The 18,493-nt window shown below is 69.5% G+C and carries 19 protein-coding genes; 12 read left to right on the plus strand and 7 right to left on the minus strand.

From position 1 onward, the window contains the following. The first annotated feature begins 5 nt into the window (after positions 1 to 5). The 4 genes from DRB89_RS01210 to DRB89_RS01225 are packed head-to-tail and all read left to right on the plus strand — an operon-like array spanning position 6 to position 2,652. A complete protein-coding gene (locus tag DRB89_RS01210) occupies positions 6 to 632 on the plus strand; it encodes a CBS domain-containing protein (protein ID WP_112446437.1) in 627 nt (208 codons plus the stop codon). 9 nt (positions 633 to 641) lie between these two features. Continuing rightward, entirely contained in the window at positions 642 to 1,298 is a 657-nt protein-coding gene (locus DRB89_RS01215) for a CBS domain-containing protein (protein WP_112446436.1), read from the plus strand. Positions 1,299 to 1,312: 14 nt separating this feature from the next. After that, the gene (locus tag DRB89_RS01220) at positions 1,313 to 1,765 is read left to right on the plus strand and encodes a DUF4389 domain-containing protein (protein WP_112446435.1); all 453 of its coding nucleotides are present in this window, start codon (positions 1,313 to 1,315) and stop codon (positions 1,763 to 1,765) included. Between the two features lie 11 nt (positions 1,766 to 1,776). Further along, positions 1,777 to 2,652, plus strand: coding sequence for a universal stress protein (locus tag DRB89_RS01225; protein WP_112446434.1), 876 nt, complete (start codon positions 1,777 to 1,779; stop codon positions 2,650 to 2,652). A gap of 25 nt (positions 2,653 to 2,677) precedes the next feature. Here the strand turns inward: DRB89_RS01225 and DRB89_RS43585 are convergent, their stop codons facing one another. Further along, on the minus strand, positions 2,678 to 3,022 hold the full coding sequence (locus DRB89_RS43585) for a CBS domain-containing protein (protein ID WP_239516718.1): 345 nt from the start codon (positions 3,020 to 3,022) through the stop codon (positions 2,678 to 2,680). On the opposite strand from DRB89_RS43585, the gene DRB89_RS01235 reads away from it, so the two are divergent. Further along, positions 2,906 to 3,481, plus strand: coding sequence for a CBS domain-containing protein (locus DRB89_RS01235; protein ID WP_239516719.1), 576 nt, complete (start codon positions 2,906 to 2,908; stop codon positions 3,479 to 3,481). The two genes, DRB89_RS43585 and DRB89_RS01235, sit on opposite strands and share 117 nt — an antisense overlap. Before the next feature lie 3 nt (positions 3,482 to 3,484). Here DRB89_RS01235 and DRB89_RS42645 read toward each other — a convergent pair whose 3' ends face one another. After that, positions 3,485 to 3,853 (minus strand): hypothetical protein, encoded by a 369-nt coding sequence (locus tag DRB89_RS42645; protein WP_162688429.1) that lies wholly within the window; start codon positions 3,851 to 3,853, stop codon positions 3,485 to 3,487. A 483-nt stretch (positions 3,854 to 4,336) separates the two neighbouring features. Beyond that, a complete protein-coding gene (locus tag DRB89_RS01250) occupies positions 4,337 to 4,960 on the minus strand; it encodes a hypothetical protein (RefSeq protein ID WP_112446432.1) in 624 nt (207 codons plus the stop codon). 1,041 nt (positions 4,961 to 6,001) lie between these two features. On the opposite strand from DRB89_RS01250, the gene DRB89_RS44120 reads away from it, so the two are divergent. The 4 genes from DRB89_RS44120 (at position 6,002) to DRB89_RS01265 (ending at position 10,194) form a co-directional block, all read left to right on the plus strand. Continuing rightward, the gene (locus DRB89_RS44120) at positions 6,002 to 6,166 is read left to right on the plus strand and encodes a sigma 54 modulation/S30EA ribosomal C-terminal domain-containing protein (RefSeq protein ID WP_239515964.1); all 165 of its coding nucleotides are present in this window, start codon (positions 6,002 to 6,004) and stop codon (positions 6,164 to 6,166) included. Between the two features lie 305 nt (positions 6,167 to 6,471). After that, positions 6,472 to 8,061: an oleate hydratase gene (locus DRB89_RS44125; protein ID WP_239515965.1), complete on the plus strand. Its 1,590-nt coding sequence runs from the start codon at positions 6,472 to 6,474 to the stop codon at positions 8,059 to 8,061. A gap of 113 nt (positions 8,062 to 8,174) precedes the next feature. Next, the gene (locus DRB89_RS01260; RefSeq protein ID WP_239515966.1) at positions 8,175 to 9,023 is read left to right on the plus strand and encodes a universal stress protein; all 849 of its coding nucleotides are present in this window, start codon (positions 8,175 to 8,177) and stop codon (positions 9,021 to 9,023) included. Between the two features lie 259 nt (positions 9,024 to 9,282). Beyond that, positions 9,283 to 10,194: a universal stress protein gene (locus DRB89_RS01265; protein ID WP_112446429.1), complete on the plus strand. Its 912-nt coding sequence runs from the start codon at positions 9,283 to 9,285 to the stop codon at positions 10,192 to 10,194. A gap of 322 nt (positions 10,195 to 10,516) precedes the next feature. On the opposite strand, the gene DRB89_RS01270 is transcribed toward DRB89_RS01265, so the two are convergent. Together DRB89_RS01270 and DRB89_RS01275 are read right to left on the minus strand one after the other, a co-directional pair. Beyond that, positions 10,517 to 10,702, minus strand: a complete 186-nt coding sequence (locus DRB89_RS01270) for a hypothetical protein (protein WP_112446428.1) — start codon at positions 10,700 to 10,702, stop codon at positions 10,517 to 10,519. Further along, positions 10,699 to 11,604 (minus strand): universal stress protein, encoded by a 906-nt coding sequence (locus tag DRB89_RS01275; RefSeq protein ID WP_112446427.1) that lies wholly within the window; start codon positions 11,602 to 11,604, stop codon positions 10,699 to 10,701. The genes DRB89_RS01270 and DRB89_RS01275 overlap by 4 nt, the downstream gene beginning before the upstream one ends. Positions 11,605 to 12,159: 555 nt before the next feature. On the opposite strand from DRB89_RS01275, the gene DRB89_RS43590 reads away from it, so the two are divergent. From DRB89_RS43590 to DRB89_RS01285, 3 genes are all read left to right on the plus strand, one after another. Continuing rightward, positions 12,160 to 12,351, plus strand: a complete 192-nt coding sequence (locus tag DRB89_RS43590) for a hypothetical protein (RefSeq protein WP_204358126.1) — start codon at positions 12,160 to 12,162, stop codon at positions 12,349 to 12,351. A 404-nt stretch (positions 12,352 to 12,755) separates the two neighbouring features. Next, positions 12,756 to 13,445, plus strand: a complete 690-nt coding sequence (uppS, locus tag DRB89_RS01280) for a polyprenyl diphosphate synthase (protein WP_239516720.1) — start codon at positions 12,756 to 12,758, stop codon at positions 13,443 to 13,445. Beyond that, the gene (locus DRB89_RS01285; RefSeq protein ID WP_112446425.1) at positions 13,442 to 14,932 is read left to right on the plus strand and encodes an oxygenase MpaB family protein; all 1,491 of its coding nucleotides are present in this window, start codon (positions 13,442 to 13,444) and stop codon (positions 14,930 to 14,932) included. The genes uppS and DRB89_RS01285 overlap by 4 nt, the downstream gene beginning before the upstream one ends. A 257-nt stretch (positions 14,933 to 15,189) precedes the next feature. On the opposite strand, the gene DRB89_RS01295 is transcribed toward DRB89_RS01285, so the two are convergent. Both DRB89_RS01295 and DRB89_RS01300 read right to left on the minus strand, forming a co-directional pair. Further along, positions 15,190 to 15,993, minus strand: a complete 804-nt coding sequence (locus DRB89_RS01295; protein ID WP_239516721.1) for an RICIN domain-containing protein — start codon at positions 15,991 to 15,993, stop codon at positions 15,190 to 15,192. 23 nt (positions 15,994 to 16,016) lie between these two features. After that, complete coding sequence (locus tag DRB89_RS01300; protein WP_112463182.1) at positions 16,017 to 18,230, minus strand: RICIN domain-containing protein; 2,214 nt, start codon at positions 18,228 to 18,230, stop codon at positions 16,017 to 16,019. Between the last annotated feature and the right edge of the window lie 263 nt (positions 18,231 to 18,493).

The raw sequence follows: 18,493 nt of genomic DNA on the forward strand, positions 1-18,493 counted from the left end.
CGGCCATGAGGCACCGCAGCGTCGCCGGCCTGATGACGCCCACAGCCGTCAGTGTCCGGCGCGGCACCCCGTTCAAGGAAATCGCCCGTCTCCTGAAGGAATTCGACATCTCGGCCGTTCCCGTCGTGGACGAGGCCGAGCGGCCCGTGGGCGTCGTGTCCGAAGCCGACCTGCTCCGCAGGCCCGGCTCCGGCAATGGCTCGAACACCGCTGCCGATGTCATGACCAGCCCCGCCATCACCGCCCAGCCCGAATGGAGTGTCGTCCGTGCGGCACGCGTCATGCGCAAACACCAGGTCAAGAGACTGCCCGTCGTGGACGCCACCGGCCGGCTGATCGGCATCCTGAGCCGCAGCGACCTGCTCCAGCTCTTCCTGCGCAGGGACCATGCGATCCAGGAGGAAATCCTCGAAGACGTGCTGACCCGCGCCCTCGGGCTCAGGCCCTCTTCACTGACCGTCGAGGTCACCGACGGTCTCGTGACCCTCAGCGGCACCGTGAGCCGCCACAGCCTGATCCCCATCGTGCTGCGCCTGTGTCAGAGCGTCGACGGCGTCGTGGACGTGGTCAACCGGCTCAACTACGAACAGGACGACATGTCGGTCGACGCGCGAACAGCCACTGAGCGGTAGGAGAAGAGCATGAGGCATCGAGAAGTTCGCGAGCTGATGACCCGCGAGGTCGTCACCGTCCCCAGCAACGCTCCCTTCAAGGAGATCGCCCGAACCCTGACGGAACACCACGTGTCGGCCGTCCCGGTCGTCGACCAGGCCGGCCATCCGCTCGGCGTGATCTCGGAACGGGACCTGCTGCCAAAGTCCGCAGGCCAAGGAGACTATTTCCAGTCGCTGCCCGAACGGGAGGCGTGGCAGGAGGACAAAGCCGCGGGTACGCGCGCCGAGGAGCTGATGTCCTCGCCCCCCGTGTGTACCAGGCCCGACTGGACCGTCGCCGAAGCCGCCAGGCTGATGGAAGCACAGGGGGTCAAGCGGCTCCTGGTCGTGGACGCATCGGACGTACTGATCGGCATCGTCAGCCGACGGGACCTGCTGCGGATCTTCCTCCGGGACGACGAGGACATCCGTCACGAGATCACGGGTGACGTACTCGACCTCGGCCTGCGTCAGAGCCCCACAGCCATCACCGTAGGGGTCACCGAGGGCCGGGTCGAACTGCACGGAACCGTCGACTTCAAGAGCCTCATCCCGTTGATCGAACGGCTCTGCCGCACCGTGGACGGCGTGGTATCCGTCACCCAGCACCTCGGATACGCGATCGACGACACGACCTCCGCCTGAAGGAGTTGACGTACATGACCAGTGCCATGGGTATCCCGCGACCGGTCATCGTGTCGGCGCGGTTGGACAGTCCCCTGTCACGGTGGCTGTGGCTGGTCAAATGGGTGCTGGCGATCCCCCACTACATCGTGCTGGCCTTCCTCTGGATCGCCTTCCTCGTGGTCAGCGTGATCGCGTTCTTCGCCGTCCTCTTCACCGAGCGCTACCCGCGCGCACTGTTCGATTTCAACCTTGGTGTCCTGCGCTGGTCGTGGCGCGTCTCGTACGACGCGTACGGCGCGCTCGGCACCGACCGGTACCCCCCGTTCAGCCTCGGCCCCGAACCCCTCTTCGATCTCATCATCGGGCTGAACCGCTGGGTGCTGCGCGTCGCGGCCTACTCCAGTCTCATGACCGATGCGTACCCGCCGTTCCGCCTCGACATGGGCGGAGACGAACATCCCGAGCCCGCGCGGGCCCCTGCCTGAGAGAAGTCATCATGAACGATCGCATCCTCGTCGGCCTCGACGGATCCGCAGAAAGCATCGCGGCCGCCCATTGGGCGGCACGGGAGGCCCTTCTGCGCGGCGTGCCACTCCACCTCGTCCACGCCGAGGAATGGTCGACGCCGTTCGACATTCCTGTCGCCACGGACGATGTGCGCCGCCACTGGTCCCAGGCACTTCTGAACGAGGCAGCCGACGAGCTGCGCACCAGGCACCGCGAACTGGAGGTCGACATCCGGTCATTCGACGGCAAGCCGGCCGCCATGCTCGCCGCCGTCGCAGCCGGTGCCAGCATGATCGTCCTCGGCTCTCGGGGACTGGGCACCGTCACGGGGTTCGTCCTCGGATCCGTCGGCATGGCTGTCATTCAGGCGACGGTGCGGCCGGTTGTCATGGTGCGGGCCAGCGAAGACACGGCGCCGCACCCGGACGGCCGGCACGCACCCCGTGACGTGGTGGTGGGCGTCGACATCGGCGGGCCCTGCGATGCGCTCCTCGCCTTCGCCTTCGAGGAAGCGGCGCGCCGGGCCTGCGCCCTCCGTGTCCGGCACAGCTGGTCGATGCCTCCGCTGGTGGGATACGGAGCGGCGTACGATCCGAGAGTCCACGCCCAGCTCGAGATGAGCGCGAAGGCGTCTATGGAAGACGTCCTGAAGCCCTGGCGGGACAAGTACCCGGCTGTAGACGTCACCTCTCGAGCGAGCGCGGGCCACGCCTCTACGGAGCTCCTCGACGGCGGCTCCGAAGCGGGTCTCATCGTCGTCGGCCGCCGCATCCGACGGTCCTCGATCGGCACGCACATCGGCCCGGTCACCCACGCGGTCCTCCACCACGCCAAGGCACCCGTCGCCGTCATCGCGCACGAATAGCCTCCGGCAAGGCGACCCACTGCGGCTAACGTTGTGCGCAGATCGTCTCGACGAAGTGGCCCACCTGCTCGTCGGACAGGTGCCGGGCAAGATCAGCCTCGCCGATCATCCCGACGAGACGGTGTTCGGCGATGACCGGGACGCGCCGGATCCGGTGATCCTGCATCGTCTGCAGCACCTGGCTCGTGTCGGCGCCCGCGTCGACCGTGATCGGCTTCCTGGTCGAGAGCGACCACGCCCGGATCCTCGTCGACTGCGGTCTCTTCCAGGGTTTCGCGGACCTGCGGCGGCGCAACTGGGAGAAGCTGGCGAAGGCCGCGTCGTCGGCGTGGTCTCCGAAGCCGACCTGTTGCCCAAGGAGGAGTTCCACGAACACCGCCCCGGCATGATCGAGCAGTTCCGACGCCTCGGCGACACCGCCAAGGCCGGCTCGGTCCGCGCGGAGGAACTGATGACCAGCCCCGCCGTCACCATCCGCGCCAACGCCACGCTCCCCCAGGCCGCCCCCCTCATGGTCAGCCGGCACATCAAGCGCCTGCCGGTCGTCGACGCCGACGGAACCCTGGGGGGCATCGTCAGCCGCGCCGACCTGCTCAAGGTCTTCCTCCGTCCCGATGACGACCTCGCAGCCGAAATCCGCGGCGAGGTCGTCGACCGTCTCTTCCCCGTCTCGCATCGAGGCGTCAAGGTCGATGTCACGCATGGTGTCGCTACCCTCACGGGAAGCGTCCGCGACACCCAACTCATCCCCGTGGCAACCCGCCTCTCCCAAGCCGTCGAGGGCGTCGTCAGCGTGAACTGCCACCTCGAAGGCATGCCGTCCACCTGACCTCTACGGGGCGAGGTCCCGCCCCACCAGCAGAGCACGGCCCAGTACGAGCCCCAGCACCCCGACCCCGGCCACGCCACCCAACTGCGTCCACAACACCTGGCCTCGGGCCAACGCGTCGCCCGGCGTGCATTGGTGGTCCGGGCTGACGAAGCGAAGCGGCGCTGCCGGAGACCAACCCAGGGCGATGAAGTTGACGGCCCCGATCCCGATGGTCGCGCCGACCACCTGGCCCCGTCGGCGTCCCCATGCCGACACTGCGAGCGCCGGCCCGGCGCCGGTGACACCCGCCAATGCGTCCCGCCCGAGCCAGGACCGGCGGTATCCCCGCAGCTCGGGCGGCGCCAGGGACTGCCATCCGCTTGGCGGCATCGCGCTCCTCACTGATGGCCCACTCGGCAATCCGCTTCTTCGTCCGCCGGGGTTCAGTCCTTCCCGAGCGTGGCCGCGTGGTCGGGTACGGCGGTCAGCAACTCCTTGGACGGGCGCAGGTAATCCGTGGACGGGGGACGTGGCGGCAACGTCAGTGAAGGCCCTGCTGGAGGACCAGGGCGGTGTCGATCCGGCGGTGACGGCGGCGAGGTTCTGGCGGAGGTGGCCGGCGAATCCGCCGAGCGGCTTCAGCGCCACCGCTTCAAACCTGAACCACGTTCGATGCCCCGATCACAGCCGGGACAACCGAACTGGTCGGCAACGGGTCGGGGGGCGATCCTCGCTCGGCCATCGACCTCGGCAAGACCCTCGACGACCACCCCGGGTGGTCGCCGCTTTCAAGAGCCACGCCTTCTTATCCGGTTCAGGACCGCGCCGATCCGGGGCGGGCTGGTCGCGGCGGCCCCGGATCCCCCGAATCCGTTACAGGAGCCACCGGTTGCGGCGGACGAGGGGCAGGCTCTGCCAGAGGGTACCCAGCCCCCACGTGCGCCCGGCGCCGATCACCGCCAGCATCACCAAGACGACCGCGTACAGGATGTGATAGTCCACCAGCGGATTCGTCGACATGCTGAGGCTGCCGTCCGAGAGGTGCTGGGCCGGGGGCCACTCCGCAGCCCACATGAGCGCCATCATCACGGTGCCCGCAGCAGCCGCGGCCCGCAGGGCGACACCGCTCGCCAAGGCGATGCCGATGCCGAGTAGCCCCAGCATGAAAGCCCAGTCGGCCCAGGCTGCCCCGGCCCAGGCATGGAAGGTCCCCTCCAGCGGTCCGGCGGAGACATGACTCAGGAAGCCCTTGGTGGGAGACCCGCCGTCGATCCACCCCTTGCCCGCCGGGGTCGCGTATCCCCAGCCGAACGCCTTGTCACCGAAGGCCCAGAGGAACGTGAACGAGGTCAGCAGGCGCGTCGTTGCCGCGATGCGCGCGACGGTCACAGGCGCGGCGAGGTCATGAGCCGCGCTGTCGGACGAAGCTGTGGCCGAGGCGGTGTTCCGCCACCCCGCGAAGGGCATCCCCGGCTGACGGTGCTGGTGGAGAGCCATGACGTAGAACCTTTCCTCACGGCAGGCCGTGCGCCTGCCCATGGCCAATGTGCCTGCGCGGCGGGCGGGGGCCACGGGGGCGAACGGCCCGCACCGGGGGGCCAAACGGCCCTCAGGCCAAGGTGGTTCAACGCAACTGCGAGGAGCGGCGACATGACGTCAGGCGGGGAACACGTTCACCGCCACCACGTGCCTGGACCGTCAGAACGGCGGTACGGGAGGGATGTCCGGCCTGTGAATACCCTCGGCTCCAGACCGAAGAAGCCCTGGGTGCCTGCTGATAGGTCCTGCCGGTAGGTCCTGCCGGCTTTGTGCCCAGGTACGGGTGGGCCCCCAGGCCGGGACGGATGGCACTGCCCGGAGAGGGTGGGGCGAAGCGAGGCTGATGCCGACCAAGGAGGAATTCGCATGAGCCATCTCAGGTCCACTCCAACCATTGACGTCTTGGTGAGTGAGCGGGGACGGTGCCTGAGGGCGCGTCCGAGTACGCCCAAGCGAAGATGCTGGCGGCGATCGCACACGTGGGGTCGCCGATTCTTGCCGTTCGGGCCAAGCTCACCCAGGCGGCAAACCCATCGGCGAGCCGCCCTGCCATCGCCCAGGCCGTAGTGGACGTGAACGGGCACCCGGTGCGCGCCCGCTGTGCCGCGGAGACCATGTTCGAGGCGGTCGATCTCCTGCAGGAGCGACTGGCCGCCCGCCTGGTCCGCACCCGGCAGCACGGCGGACGGGAACACCGCACCGGTACCGGCGGTGCGGTGGCATCGAGGGAGAACCGCGTTCACGGACACCACCCCGGCCCCCACCAGCCGCCGATCAAGGAACCCCACATCCTGCGGCAGAAGGCATTCAGCCTGGGACAACAGACGCCCGAAGACGCCGTCATCGACATGGAGGCCATGAACCACGACTTCTGGTTGTTCACCGACACGACGTCGGGAGCCGACTGCATCGTCTACCGCCAGGGGCTGACCCGCGGGTACCGCGTGGCCTCGGCAGGCGAGGACAGCCAGCAGTACGAAGCCGGCCCCCCTGTTGAGCGTGAGCTCGGCCGCCACCCCCGAGTGCGGCGTCGACGAGGCCGTCGAGCGCCTGCGTATCACGGGGCTCGCCTTCGTCTTCCTCGTCGACTCGGCCACGGGTCGAGGATGTGTCCTCTACCAGAGGCACGACGGCCAATACGGCCTGACCTCTCCCGCACGGTAGAACACCCCCGTGCTCTTTGCGGCCACCCCGAACACGGCCGTCCCGGCCACAGGATGGCGAGTGACAGGACCCAGCTCCGTTTCGCCCTGCCGGGCGCCGCGAGCCGTGGCTCTCGTGCTGCGGCACACCGCCGGAGTCCCACTCCCGGCGGTGCGCGGCTCGGCGGCAGGCGGCTCGGCGGGGAGCACGTCGCAGGGACCAACGGCCCCGGCAGCGGGACCAGTCGGCCCCTGCGAGCTTCGCCGGCACGGGAGTTGACTGAGTTCAGCGGCGAGGAATCCCCCCGCCCGACGAAGGGCACGAACATGGCGAACGCATCACAGTCCCGGGCGTACGTGGTCGGTGGCGGAATCGCCTCGCTGGCCGCAGCGGTCTTCCTCGTACGGGACGTGGGGATGCCTGGCGAGAACATCCGCATCCTGGAGGAACTGCCGAAGACAGGCGGCGCACTCGACGGCAGCGGCGCCCCGGGCGACGGCTACGTCACCAGGGGCGGGCGGATGCTGGAGGACGAGGCTTACGTCTGCCTGTGGAACCTCCTGAAGTCGATCCCCACGCTCGACGACGAAGCCGTGTCCGTTCTGCAGGAGACAGAGGATTTCAACGCCCGCTGGCTCACGCACGCCAACGCCCGGCTCATCGACGCCGACGGCCGCATCCTCGATGCCTCCCAGCTGGGCTTCACCACCACGGACCGGGTGGAGATGGCCCGCCTGCTCGCCCTGCCCGAGTCCGTCATCGGGGCGCGCCGGATCGAGGACTTCTTCTCCGCACACTTCTTCACCACCAACTTCTGGACGATGTGGCGCACCACCTTCGCCTTCCAGAACTGGCACAGTGCCATCGAGCTCAAGCGCTACTTCCTGCGCTTCCTCCAGGAACTCCCCCGCATCCACACGCTCGCCGGGGTGCGGCGCACTCGACTGAACCAGTACGACTCGATCGTCCGGCCGGTCCAGGAGTGGCTGGAGCGGCAGGGTGTCCGGATCGAGCACGGAGTCCGGGTGACCGACGTGGAGTTCGCCGTCGTCGACGGGGGCGGGCGCCGGGCCGAGCGGATCCTCTTCGAGCGGGACGGCGTCCCCGAGACCTACGGACTCGGGCCGCAGGACTACGCGTTCATCACCCTCGGCTCCATGACGGCCGACGCGTCCTACGGAAGCGACGACAGCGTTCCCGAGCTCGTCCGCGACAAGCGGGACGGCGCCTGGAACCTGTGGGAGACACTGGCCCGCAAGGCCCCTGACTTCGGCCGTCCCAGCGCCTTCAACGGCAACGTGGACGAGGCCAAGTGGGAGTCGTTCACCCTGACGATGCGCAGCCCCGCCCTGCTCAAGCGGATCGAGGAGTTCTCCGGCAACGCCCCTGGCACTGGAGCGCTGATGACGTTCAAGGACTCCCGCTGGCTGATGTCGGTGGCCGTGCCCCACCAGCCGCACTTCGACGGCCAGCCCGAGGGGGTCTACACCCTGTGGGGGTACGGACTGTTCGTGGATGAGCCGGGCGAGGTGACCGGCAAGAAGATGTCGGAGGCCACTGGGCAGGAGATCCTCACCGAACTGCTCGGGCACTTCGGCTTCGGTGACATCGCGGACGAGGTGTGCGCCACCACTGTGGTCACCACCGTGATGATGCCCTACATCACCAGCCAGTTCGAGCGGCGGGACCTTCACGACCGGCCGCTGGTGATCCCCTCCGGGTCAGCCAACTTCGCCTTCCTCGGCCAGTTCACCGAGATCCCCGAGGACGTCGTCTTCACCGTCGAGTACGCAGTCCGCGGGGCCATGCGCGCGGTGTACGGGCTGCTGGGGGTCGACAAGGAGATCCCGGCCGTCTACCACGCGCTGTCCGACCCGATGACGGCGCTGCGCGCCCTCAGGGCCGTCTTCGCCTGAGCCGTCGCCCGCCTGCGGAGTACGACTCGCCCTTTCCAGATCCGGAGACCCCCTCCATGTCCCACCCGTTGGCAGCTCCCCTGCCCCAGCGCAGGGTCCCCTCCCGCCCTCGGGTGATCACCGTCGGTCTCGACGGATCCCGCGAGAGCCTCGCCTCCGTCACCTGGGCCGCGGTCGAAGCGCACCGGCGCGATCTCGCACTGCGTCTCCTGCACGTGTGGAGCCTGGAACCGGACGTTCATTCACCGCTCATCGGCTCCCGCACCCGACACGGCCTGAGCGAGTCGGATCCGCGCACCACGGCCGAGCGGATACGGCGTACGCATCCGGGCCTGGATGTGCTCGCGCAGCAGCGGTGCGGCGAGCCGGCCGCGGTGCTGTGCGAGGCCGCAGAGGAGTCCGAGCTGCTGGTGCTCGGCTCCCGCGGTCAGGGCGGGGTCGCCGGGTTCGTCGTCGGTTCGGTGGCCCTGTCCGTGGTCGCCCGTACCCGGCACCCTGTCGTCCTGGTCCCGGGTCCCGATCCGATGCCGGGCGGCGACGTCGTCCTCGGCCTGGATCTCTCACATCCGTGCGACGAAGTGCTGGACTACGCCTTCTCCCAGGCCCACCGGCTCGGCGTACCCCTTCGCGTCGTACACAGCCCGCATGCCCCGCGTGGATACGGCCCCGATGCGGTGGAGGCAGCGGCGGCGACGGCGCCCGGCGCGGCGGCCGCGGCGACGGCACGAACTCTGGCCCAGGTGCTCGAACAGTGGCGGCCTTCGTTCCCCGGCCTGCACGTCACCGGGGAGATCCGCCCCGGCCACCCCGCCCGGCGGATACTGGAGGCCTCCCACGCGGCCGGCCTCGTCGTCATAGGCCGCCGAAACCGGGACTCCAGGCTCGGGCCCCACACCGGAAGTGTGACCCGCGCAGTCCTGCACCGCTGCCGGACCCCAGTGGCGCTCATCCCGCACAACTGACCACCCACGGCGCTCTGTACTGCCGTTGCCCGCGTTCCCGCCGGGGGGACACGGGCAGCTTCGCGTGAGGGTCCTCGGTGACTGGCGTGATCACCTCCGTGCCTCGTGAAGTCAACGTCCGGCCGGGCGGCAGGGGACGTTTGACCCAGTCCCCGGGGCCACCTGGACCATCGCTCCCCCACTGCCCGGAGCAGAAGGGTGTAACACACACCGCCGACGGCGGTCGCTCTCTGTCGTTCCCGTTTCTGGAGGAAACACCATGTCACGTAAGGTCATCGCGGGCCTCGACGGATCCCCCGCATCGCTTGCCGCCGCCGAGTGGGCCGCCCGGGAGGCGCGGCTGCGCCGGCTCCCGCTCAAGCTGTTGCACGCGGTGGAGGAATGGGTACCGTCCTACGGCTACGCGTCGCGGACCGGGGCCACACCGTCGCCCCAGTACTGGGGCGAGCGCATCCCACGGGAGACTTCTCGGCAGTTGGCCGAGCGACACCCCGGCCTGGAGATCACCACGGAGCAGGTGGACGGGCGGCCGCTGACCGTACTGGCCGCCGCCGCGCAGGAAGCCGAGGTTCTGGTGCTCGGCTCACGTGGGCTGGGGGCGGTGGCCGGCTTCCTCGTGGGATCCGTGTCCCAGGCCGTACTCGCCCACGCCGAGCGCCCGGTCGTGGTCGTGCGGTCCGGCACCTGGATGGACACCCCCTACCAGGAGGCACCCGACGGCAACGGGCCGCAGGAGGGGACCTACCGACCGGTCGTGCTCGGGCTGGACCTCTCCCGCCCGTGTGACGAGCTCCTCGACCACGCCTTCGACGCGGCGGCCGCACGTCGGGCCCCGCTGCGTGTGATCCACGGCTGGAGCATGCCGCCCGCCTTCTCCTTCGACCCGGCGCTGCTCGCCCCCGAGGTACGGGACGGCATGGCGGCCGGCACGGCAACCGCGCTCGGTGACGCACTGCGGCCTTGGCGCGGCAAGTACCCCCAGGTCCGCGTCGAAGAGGTCTGCTCCGTCGGACAGGCCGCCGGCCAGCTCGTCGAGGCCTCGGCGGACGCCTCGCTGGTGGTCGTCGGCCGACGGATCCGCCGCTCGGCCATCGGCACCCACCTCGGCCCAGTCGCCCACGCCGTCCTCCACCACTCCACAGCGCCGGTCGCGGTCATACCGCACCCCTGAGGCGGAGCCGCACCAGACCGTCGTCGCCGCCCCCGCGGGCGCAGCGGGCGCGGCGACGGGCCTCGTGCCGCTGCAAGACCTGCCCGCTCGGACCACGGAGAGAGGACACCACGCAGGCGCTCACTCACCCCTCGCCACCTTCCCGCTCCCGCGTGGACCTGCCCACGCAATGAGACGGAAGGCGTCACTGAGCCCGGCCGGGTGACTACAACCGGCCGGGCTCGGCGTGCGCGGGGTGCTACTGGGGTCAGCCGTCGTCGCATTCGTCGCGGTGCACGTCTTCCTCACCGCACCGCTCCACCTCTTGAGGGCACCGGCCGCGTCAGCTGGTGGTGGCGCCTCGGCTCTCGTCAACGCGGGGCGGATCCTTTTGCGGGGCTGCGGTCAAGACGAGCCGAAGCCCCAGCCCGCGCTGTTCGGCCTCGGCGGCAGCCCGTGCCAAAGACACGTACCAGTTCTCCGCCGGGTCGATGCGGACGAGGATTTCGCCGGCTTCGGTGGTGGTCATGACGCCTCACTCCTGTGTTCGTCGCCGTGCCGGGGGATGAGTTCGACGGGGCAGTGCGCATGGTGCACGAGGCTGTGCGTCACGCGCCCCAGGGTGTGGCCGATGTGGCCGGGCGAACGGCGCCCGCCGATGACCAGCAGGTCCGCGTGGCGGGACGCCTCCACCAGCACTCCGGCCACGGACACGCTCTTCTCCGCATCGGCGTGGACCGTCAGCGAGGGATACTCCTCCCGGATCCGCTCAGCGACGGCCGCCAAGGCCTGCGCAGGGCGGCCTGCATCCTTGTCCAGGCCGTCGAGCGCTCTCGCCGCGGAGCCTACGTACTCCAGGACGCCCTGTACGTGCAGCAGCCTCAGTGAGGCCTTGCGCAGCTCGGCTGCGCGCGCGGCGTGACGGACGCAATCGAGGTCGCGCTCGTCGCGTACCGCGGCCAGCACGACGCCGTGCAGGGGCTCGTCCTCGCTCCCCCGGACGACGATCACGGGCGTGCGGGCCTCCGCCGCGACCTTGAGGCCGACCGAGCCCAGAGCCAAGGAGCTGAAGCCGGCCCGTCCCCGATTGCCGACGACGAGGGTGCCGCGCGTACTTGCGGCCAGGCGCAGGCTCATGGCAGGCCCGCTGCGACTGAACTCCGTCGTGACCGAGAGCGCGGGATGCCGGGCCTGCACAGCCTCGGCCGTACCCGCCAGCAGTTCACGCCCTGCGGCGCGGACCCGCTCCATGTCCTCGTTCGATAGGCCGAGGACCCGGCCGTCGACATCGGACCCGTACACGATGTGCAGGGGGCGCCGGCGCCGAGCGGCCTCGTCCGAGGCCCAGAGCGCCGCCCACCGGGCCGGCTCGGACCCGTCGACCCCGACGATGACCGACCCGAGTTCCGGACCGCTGGTGTTGCTCTTCATGATTCCTCCTCGCCGACTGCTTACTTGGGGGCAGCTCTACGCTGACACCGCGACGCCTGACAGGAGAGGGCCCATCAGGACCTCATCAGGGCCGAAGGTCCCTGCCGAGAGCTCCCGCCGGCCACCCCCGAGCGAAAGCCAACTGCTCGCACCAGGCCCGTTCGCCCCAACGTCCGCCCGCCGCCGGATCACCCCGTCCAGCGTCGGCGTTGCTCGTCACCAATCGACGAACGGATGTGGCAGCCGGTAGGTCGAGTGGCCTCAAGGACCGCACCTGGGCTTCCCCGAACTACGCCGCTCCGGCGTTAGAGGCGTGGTTTCTCTGCAGCTTCCACTTTGCGCCGACTCGACCCCAAACGTGTCCTGTTCAACGCTGCGTAGTCAGCACCGCATCCGCAAAACAGGCGCAACTCTGCAATTCCGGCAGGGACTTCCCACTCGCGTCCGGAGTGGTCCGACGGGATCGGTTCGGGCCGTGTGGTGGTGCGGCACGCTCAGGTGGGGTTGATTGTGATGACGCGCCACATATACCGCTGACCTGCGGACTTCTACGTTGTGCCCACACCCGACGTTCCCGCAGACACCCTGGAAGTGGTGCACATGGCCTCCACCGGTACCGACCCGCAGGCTCCATCCGGAATCCGGCGGATCGTCGCCGCCAGTCTCATCGGGACCACCATCGAGTGGTACGACAACTCATCCGACCAGAGCTACCACCTGCAGCTTTTCGGTGCACAGGACGCCTGAACCAGCACCGGACCAGCACGGGAACCGGAGTGGGAACTCCCTGTGCACTCAATCGGGAGAGCCGTCGCGGCCGCCCAACCTCTGACATCCCGAGAGCGACAGCCGCTTGGTGGCCGGCCATCCCCGCCGCCCCGGCTCCGTCGGAGGCCGGGCGCACGTAGGAGTGAACGGGCGGGAAGCCCCGCGCCCCCCGGTCCGCGGTCCTGCATCCTGCTGCTTGTCGATCAGTCGATGCTCAGGACAAGGGCGTGCCGTGCTCAGGTGCGGGCACACGGCCGTTCGTGAGCACGGCGGCAACGGAAGGCAGGCGCGTGGGGGTTGAGGGAGGCGTCGGCGGCACGGCCGCACTGCCGGCGCAAGGCGGGGGGCGGCGCCGGAGCGTGCCGCGGCACGTCGCGTGCGTGATGGACGGGAACGGCCGGTGGGCAGCGCAGCGGGCCCTGCCGCGCACGGCGGGCCACCGTGCGGCGGAGGCGACGGTGATCGACGTCATCGAGGCGGCCCGGTCGGCCGGGGTGAAGTGGCTGAGCCTGTACGCGTTCTCCACGGAGAACTGGGGACGCCCGGGCGAGGAGGTCGACTTCCTCATGCACCTGGTGCGGCGGGTGGTGCGCAAACACGCACCGCTGTTGCACGCCCGGGGCATCCGCTGCCGCGTCCTGGGGCTGTCGGACCCGAGGGTTCCCGCGGCCCTGGCGCGGGACTTCGACGATCTGATGACGCTCACCGGGGCCAACCGGGGCATGACCCTGACCGTGGCCTTCGATCACGGCGGGCGCCGGGACATCGTCGAGGCGGCGCGGTCGCTCATCCGGAGCGGTGTGGCGGCCGACGGCCTGACCGAGGAGACCTTCGCCGCCCATCTCCCCTTCCCCGACACCCCGGACGTGGACCTCGCCATCCGGACCTCGGGCGAGCAGCGCGTCTCGAACTTCATGCTGTGGCAGATCGCCTATGCCGAGTGGGTCTTCCCGTCCGTCCTGTGGCCCGACTTCCGCGCGGCGCACTTCGTGGAGTGCCTGCCCACCTACCAGCAGCGCGACCGCCGGTTCGGCGGCGTCGCACCGTCCCTGAACGGAGCTCCCACAGCGTGACCACTACCGGCTCGCCGTCCCCCACCGACTCCACCGCCGACTCCGAATTCGCCTTACCTGGCGGCGAGCAGGCCGCATCCGGCCCGGAGTCCCGGTTCCGCGAGTTCTTCAACGATCCCCGCTGGGCCCTGGCCATGGTCCGGGCGACCGTGCTGGAGGCAGCGCATCCGCAGATCGGCGCCGCCCTGATCGAGAACTCGACCTTCGTGGCACATCCGTGGCGGCGGCTGCACAACACCTTCCTGAGCATGCAGCGCATGTGCGGCGCCGATGACGCGGTTCGAGCCCGCGAAGCGGCACGCCTGAACCGGCTGCACGCGCGGCTGAGCGGCACCGATGCCCGTAACCGGCACTACGACGCCATGGACCCGCACGTCCGGGCCTGGGTGGTGGCCACCCTCTTCGAGAGCGCCGTCACCATGTTCCGGCTCGGCGGCCAGCCGCTGGAACAGGACACCATGGAGGGCTTGTACCGCGAGTTCCAGGAGTTCCTCGCGGCCATGGGGGACGAGGCCGGTCACCTCCCGGCCACCTTGCAGGAGTTCTGGGGCTACTACGACCGTGTGGTCGACGAGGAACTGGAGAACACCGAGGCGCTGCGCATCATCCTCTACAAGCTGTTCGACCACCTCCCCGCGCCTGCCCTGCTGGAAGACCTGCCCACGGTCTGGGCGGCCGGTCGGGCGGTCGCCGGGCCGGTCATCGGGGCCATCACCGTCGCGTCGCTCCCCGAATCCCTCCGCCGTCGCGCGGGGCTGCCCGACTTCCCCGGCGCCCGCACTATGGCACAGGGGGCCTACCTGGTCGCCGGCCTGGCGCGTTTCCTGCCCGACGGGTGGATCCGGGCCGAAGAGATCGCCGGTCTGTTGACCCTGTCACCGGACAGCGACGACCCCCGGGCCAGGGCCGTAGGCGCCGTGCGCGACGGGGTCAAGCGGGCCGGAGCGCTGATCAGGCTACTCACGCCGATTCCCGACCAGCGCGAGCCCGCCGCTGCTCCCCGGCCCGGGCGCACCGCCGAGGAGTTCTTCCGTACGGTGCTGGACCAGACCGGCGACGGCTATCTGGAGTGGCCGGACCTCGCCGCCATGGCCCGCGAGCTCTCCCACCGGCTCGACCTGGACGAGCCCGAGGAAACCAGGCTGTACGACGCGTACGCCGCCTGGTGGAAGGAGCTGCAGACGGCCCTGGACCGCGACGGTGACGGCCGTGTCAGCGCCGAGGAGTACGCGGCAGCCGTACCCGGCCTGGCCGGGGCGGCTCTGATCAGGCTCGCCGACGTCCTGTTCGACGCCACGGACAGGGACGGCGACCAGTCCATCGACGCCGACGAGTACCGGGCGCTGTTCCGTACCGGATTCCACCGCGACCCGGAGGAGCCCGGCAGTACCGCCTACTCGCGGAGCGCGTTCGTCAAGGAGTTCCTGTCCTTCATGACCGGCCGCCAGCGGTCACGGGCGTACGATCCGCTGCTCGCCCAGGGGTGACGCCCCGCCCCAGCACATCCTGCCGCGATCTTCGCAGGACTCGATGCGGAGTTCTTCCCAGACCGACACCTGCAGTCGACCTTGGTGGTCAACATCGGGCATCCCAGCGAGCGACCCTGGTTCCGGCGGCTGCCCCGTGATGCAGCGGCACTGCGCGGAGTCTTGCCACGGGAGGCAGGGCGGAGCCTGTGCCGCCCGGGGACACCCCGGGCGGCAAGCTGAACTTCCGAACGTGGATATCAGGGGGAGGCGGAGCCTCAGGGGTGAGCGGTCAGGTGGAAGCTCTGGGCGGCCGAGTTGTCGCAGGCGCGCTGCACCAGCTGCACGCCGTTCGCCGCACTACTTGTGGTGCTCAGGCACTTGCCGCTGTGCCGCGCGGTGAAGTGGTAGCGGCCCGGGGCTTCCCGTAACTGCTGGGCCGTGGTCCCGTTGCAGGTGTACTGCTGGATCGCCGTGCCGTTGGCCGTGGCCGCCGCTCGCGCGTCGACGCGGGCGCCGTTCGCGCTGTCGGCCAGTGAGTACCACGTGGTCTCTGAGATCGGGTCGGTCGGCGCAGGACTGCCGGCCACTCCGCCGAGCCACTTGAGCCCGTCGATCAGGAAGCCGTTCTGTGTGGGGCTCGCGAAGGTCGAGGACAGCCGGGTGTTGGAGCCGTAGTCCATGGCGTTGTGCCCGAAGTTGGCGTACAACATCTTGTACTGGGTGTTGGTCCAGAGTATCGGGTAGTAGCCGCTGTACCAGGACTGGTTCGGGTCCGTGCCCAGGGGGAAGCTCGTCGGGTCGACCGATGCCAGGACCTTGATGTTCGCGTTGGCGCGCAGGTCGTTCGACCAGCCGTACCACTCGCTGACCGCCGAGGTGAACGTCGCGGGCAGCCCGGTGGTCGAGGGGTGCGTCCGGTCCTCCGCGCGCAGCACCGCCGTGGTCGGCCCCCAGGTGTTGGTCTTGGGTGCGTCGTCCAGGAACAGGACGACCTGGTAGTCGTTCACGCCTCCGTTCGCGGAGGCCTTGAGTCCGGCGTGAGCCGGGGCGGTCAGCCCCAGCGCCAAGGCCAACGGGATCAGCAGCCGTGCCGCGAACCGCCTCACGGGTAGCTCACCAGGTTGGCCACGTTGGTGGACGCGTTGGAGGGTCCGCCCCGATCGTTGATGACGTGCCGGATGGTCCCGGTGCCGCCGAGCGAGACGGTCACCATGTTCTGGAAGCGCACGTTCGGGTTGTTGGGGGCCTCGAAGGCACGCTCGGCGGTCACGCTCGGATTGACGTTGAAGTAGCAGTAGCTGCCGAGCCCGTAGGCCTGGTGGCTGGTGACCGAGTTCGCGACCTTGTACGCCGAGTAGCCCTGGGTGGACCCGTTCATCCAGGCGGCCTGGTTCGGTGGGTCGTACGGCATCTCGTTCTGGTAGAAGTACGTCCGCCCGCCGTTGCCGTTCCAGATGGTCTGGTGCTTCTGGTAGTGCTCGACGAACAGGCCGTACATGGTGACGCTGTCGCCGTTGACCACGAGTCCGGTGTCGGCCGTGTTGCTGTTCCAGCCGATGCCGCTGCCGTGGTCGCCGCGCCAGATCCACATGTGGTCGCCGATGACGTGATCGCTGTTGACCACCAGGCTCGTCGTCGCCTTGCCGACGGCGGCGCCACCGACCCGGAAGTAGACGTCGTGCAGAGAGGTGGGGTTCGCCGCGTGGTTCGCGGCAGCGCCGGCCGGGCCGACCTCCATCAGCGTCTGCGAGTTGGTGGTTCCGGCATCGAAGAGGACACCTGCGACCTTCACGCCGTCGACATCGGCGACCGTCATGGCCGTGACACCGTTGTCAGGAATGAAAGTGGCGAGGCCGAGACCGAGGACGACGGTGTCGGGGCGGGTTACCTTCAAGGTCTGGCTGAGGTGGTAGACACCGGGGGTGACCAGCAGGTTCTTACCCTCGGCCAGTGCGGCGTTGATCTGTGCGGCCGTTGCTCCGGCCTTGACGACGTAGAACTGGTCCATGCTGAGCGAGCTGCCCGCCGCGCTCCCGTTCGCCCAGCTGGTGGCCATGGAGTTGGTTCGCAGGGACGGTACGAACACCTTGTACGCGCCCGCGCTGTCCACGTACAGGAAGGGCTTCTCACGGACCGTCGGCGTCTGGTTCACCGTCGTGTACGGCGGATTGGGGAAGGTGTTGCCCGGCACGCCCTGGCTGCCGACGAACACCATGTTCCAGTTGGAACCGGTCCAGCTGCCTAGCTGGGAGTTGCGGGTCAGCCACTGCTGCTGGGTGCCGGACCGGACCTGTCCGTCGATCTTGCTGTCGGCCATGAATCCGCCACTGGCCCAGCCGCCGTCGCTCAGCTCGAGGTTGCCGCGGACGTGCATGCGCCGGTACCCGGACGCCTGCGAGACCGCCCACCGGTCGGTGCCACCGGTCGGGTTCACCGACAGGTTCTCTGCGCCGCGCCAGAAGTTCTGGGTGGCGTTCTGCGGAGGGAACCAGTCCGCCTCCACGTGCACGGCGCCGTTGATCGTCACCGAGTCGGGCGACTGGCCGAGGCCGAGGACCTGGGTGTAGAAGCCGACGTTGACGTCGTTGCTGTACGTACCCGGCTTGAACATCACGGCGTAACGCTGGGAGCCGAACTGGTTGGTCTCCTGCTGCTGGAAGACGGAGTTCAGCCGGCTCTGGATGGTGGACGACGGCATCGACGGGTCAAAGACGACCACGTTCGGGCCGAGGTCGACATCCCCGGGCGCGGTGTTCACGGGCGCCACCTGGAAGCGCTGGGCCGCCGTGCCGTTGCAGGTGTACTGCACCAGCTGGACGCTGTCGGCCGTCGAGGCGGCCGGGACGTCCAGGCATTTGCCGCTGTGGCGGTTGACGAAGTGGTACGCGCCGCCACCCTCGTCGACGGCCTGCCACTGCTGGTTGTTGCCGCCGCCGTACGCCCAGAGGTGCACGGCGGCGTTGTCGGCCGAGGAGGTGTCGCTCACGTCGACGACCTGATTGCTCGCATTGCGGTTGCCGATCCGCACGAAGCCGTCGCTGGTCGGCGTGAAGCTCCACTGCTGCGCGGTGCTGTTGTTGCAGGAGTACTGCTGCACCGCCGTTCCGTTCGCGGTCGCGGCCGACCGCGCGTCCAGGCACTTGCCGCTGCCGGCATTGACGACTGTGGACCAGCCCGTGGGCAGGTCGGCGGCCTCCTTCGCGGAAGCGTTCGGGGTGGCGGCCCGCGGGGTGGCGGCCTGGCTTGGATGAGGGGCGGTGAGGACCGAAGCGGCCGAGGCGGCGACCACGAAGGCCGCGACCCAGGGCCGGGACACCCAGCTGAGCCGACTGGGGCGCAGGACCCTCACCCGCTGCGCGAGCGCCCAGGGCTGGAGCCCGAACCGCCTCGCCCACACCCTTCAAGTCGGTGTCGAGTGGGCCCGTGACCTGCTCCGGGTGGAGGCCCGCGCCATCGAGAACCGCGACCGCGACAACCTCGCCTCGGATCCCAATCCGGCCGAGACCGCCCGGCAGGCCGTCCTCGACGGGCACCCTTCGCCAGACCGAAGTCGTCGTAGCTCACCTGGAGGCTCTCGGC

The organism is Streptomyces sp. ICC4, from assembly GCF_003287915.1.
GTDB lineage: Bacteria > Actinomycetota > Actinomycetes > Streptomycetales > Streptomycetaceae > Streptomyces > Streptomyces tritrimontium.

Coding starts and splice junctions, on each gene's coding strand:
- DRB89_RS01210 (WP_112446437.1), top strand. CDS start 6: ATGAGGCACCGCAGCGTCGCCGGCCTGATGACGCCCACAGCCGTCAGT.
- DRB89_RS01215 (WP_112446436.1), top strand. CDS start 642: ATGAGGCATCGAGAAGTTCGCGAGCTGATGACCCGCGAGGTCGTCACC.
- DRB89_RS01220 (WP_112446435.1), top strand. CDS start 1,313: ATGACCAGTGCCATGGGTATCCCGCGACCGGTCATCGTGTCGGCGCGG.
- DRB89_RS01225 (WP_112446434.1), top strand. CDS start 1,777: ATGAACGATCGCATCCTCGTCGGCCTCGACGGATCCGCAGAAAGCATC.
- DRB89_RS42645 (WP_162688429.1), bottom strand. CDS start 3,853: ATGCCGCCAAGCGGATGGCAGTCCCTGGCGCCGCCCGAGCTGCGGGGA.
- DRB89_RS01250 (WP_112446432.1), bottom strand. CDS start 4,960: ATGGCTCTCCACCAGCACCGTCAGCCGGGGATGCCCTTCGCGGGGTGG.
- DRB89_RS44125 (WP_239515965.1), top strand. CDS start 6,472: ATGGCGAACGCATCACAGTCCCGGGCGTACGTGGTCGGTGGCGGAATC.
- DRB89_RS01265 (WP_112446429.1), top strand. CDS start 9,283: ATGTCACGTAAGGTCATCGCGGGCCTCGACGGATCCCCCGCATCGCTT.
- DRB89_RS01270 (WP_112446428.1), bottom strand. CDS start 10,702: ATGACCACCACCGAAGCCGGCGAAATCCTCGTCCGCATCGACCCGGCG.
- DRB89_RS01275 (WP_112446427.1), bottom strand. CDS start 11,604: ATGAAGAGCAACACCAGCGGTCCGGAACTCGGGTCGGTCATCGTCGGG.
- uppS (WP_239516720.1), top strand. CDS start 12,756: ATGGACGGGAACGGCCGGTGGGCAGCGCAGCGGGCCCTGCCGCGCACG.